The following is a 2,069-nucleotide window of genomic DNA, read 5'->3' on the forward strand; positions in this document are numbered from 1 at the left end:
TTACCCCGACGAAACATTCGAAAAAGCCTACAGCTTAATTTGAATTCCGAGCCTCGCCTTTGCGGGGCTTCTTTTTATCTGCGCACTGACATGCGCAAAATCCAACTGAGAGCTTATAGAAATAGAGCCTGAGAACTATCGCTGGGTGGCGACCTCTCTCAGGGCGGTATTTCTATGTCAGCAGGCTCTAATTTCTATAGGTATACGCAAGATGAATACAATTACAGTCCCTTTTTATGACGATGAACTTTATGTTGTGGAGCACAACAATGAACCCTATGTGCCAATGAAACCCATTGTTGAAGGTATGGGGATGGATTGGGCTTCACAATACACCAAGATAAAACAAAGGTTTAGTACCTGCGTTGTGAATATCACAATGCAGCTTCCCGGAGATAAACAGCATAGAGATGTAGTCTGCCTTGCTCTGCGTAAACTTGTTGGCTGGTTAGCAACCATCAATCCAAGCAGAGTTAAAGCATCGATCAGAGATAAAGTTATCCGTTATCAAAATGAGTGCGACGATGCGCTTTATGAATACTGGACAAAGGGTATCGCTGTTAATCCCCGCAAGCGCAGTGTTATGGAAGACCTGAATCAGGCGTGTGCTGAATTAAAGAGAGATAAACAAATCGCCAGTGTGTTTGGCACTGGCCTCAACGAATGGAAGAAGGTCAAACCAGAGCATGAGATCAAGATCAATAACCTCGCAGCTCAGGCGGCTGATTTGTTCCTTGATTTTGTTTGGGCTGAAATAGGGAAAGGTAAAACAACGCGCACCGAATAAGGCGAATGACATGAAACTTAACAGCCAGTACTTCACTCTCGGTGCTTTGGTGATTGTTTCTGGCTTGTTCTGGTTCTACCACGGTAAGTATCAGGACAAAGCCGAAGCATACGCTAGATTACAACTACAGTATCAGGAACAAGTCGCCATCAACACCACCCAGCAAGAGCGAATTAGGCGCCTTGCAGAACTGGACATTAAACACACTCAGGAGCTGACGAATGCCAAGAGTAAAATCGATGAGCTGCACACTGCTTCTCTTGCTCACCCTGAGCGGGTGTTCATTAAAGCCAAGTGTCCAGTGCTTAAAACCCCTGCCCCCTCCGGCGTGGATGATGCAGCCACCGCCCGACCTACAGACTCCGCTATCCGAAATTATTGGCTACTCAGAGAACGCATTGCCACCTCTGAACAAATGATACTGGGGTTGCAGGAATATGTTAGGGCGCAGTGTCGGTAAGCCCCTAGGACTCAGGGGCTGAGGATCATCACTTACTCTAAGACCTCTTAGGGAAACGCCCTGTTTTGGGATCGTAGACGTGGAGGTAACCATCGTCTTCTTGGTAAGTTGGATAATATTGCGGGTATAGGTCCACATGGGGTTGTGCAGGAAAATAAGGAGCAGGGCGAGGATGAGTTGTTCTCTGGAAGCTAGTGGCTCCGCTGACTTGGGCTGGTTGAGTGTGTTGCTGTTGTCCCTGATGCCTTATTGGGCTGCCAGCTTGAGTACGGGAAAGACCTGAAGTGCCCGGTTGATCTCCTGTCGATACATTCGATGGTTGAAATTGTGGGTTGAACCCAGAAGAGACGGGTTGAGGGCTTTGAGTTGGTAATGATCCGCCATGCTTTGATAGTTTATGGCCCTTTAAATGGTGCTGGTTTTTAAAGGGTGCCAGGCAAACGTCACAAATAAAAGGTCTGTTATTTGTATGAACCCGTTTATGCATGTTTAAACTATGGCGTGTACCAAACGATTTCTGGCAAATATCGCAGATATATGATCCAGGCATAACTACCTCCACTAAAACATATTTGCAACAACACCTAATCTTATTCGAAACAAATAACAAGCGAATAATACTTAACCATTACTGACCATTTGAAAATAAAGGCAATATTTCTTTACCCATTCCCTTGAGTGGCTAAAGGAATATCAATAACCCATGCTGCCCCTCCGTTCCCGCCGCGTACCCAACGCACACGGATTGGCGGCATTTTTATTTGCGCCGGGTTATCGCCGTCTGCCTGTATGAGCCATGACATGTTTCCTTTCACATCGAGC

3 protein-coding genes are annotated in these 2,069 nt (G+C 46.3%); 2 read left to right on the forward strand and 1 reads right to left on the reverse strand.

The genetic code is table 11. The features are described 5' to 3' along the window. Window positions 1-211 precede the first annotated feature (211 nt). Window positions 212-787, forward strand: a complete 576-nt coding sequence (locus tag Xbed_RS18445) for a phage antirepressor N-terminal domain-containing protein (RefSeq protein ID WP_086114277.1) — start codon at window positions 212-214, stop codon at window positions 785-787. A gap of 10 nt (window positions 788-797) precedes the next feature. Continuing rightward, entirely contained in the window at window positions 798-1,247 is a 450-nt protein-coding gene (locus tag Xbed_RS18450; RefSeq protein WP_086114278.1) for a lysis protein, read from the forward strand. Window positions 1,248-1,284: 37 nt separating this feature from the next. Here Xbed_RS18450 and Xbed_RS18455 read toward each other — a convergent pair whose 3' ends face one another. After that, window positions 1,285-1,797, reverse strand: coding sequence for a C2H2-type zinc finger protein (locus tag Xbed_RS18455; protein WP_086114279.1), 513 nt, complete (start codon window positions 1,795-1,797; stop codon window positions 1,285-1,287). Between the last annotated feature and the right edge of the window lie 272 nt (window positions 1,798-2,069).

It is taken from the genome of Xenorhabdus beddingii, assembly GCF_002127545.1.
Classification (GTDB): domain Bacteria; phylum Pseudomonadota; class Gammaproteobacteria; order Enterobacterales; family Enterobacteriaceae; genus Xenorhabdus; species Xenorhabdus beddingii.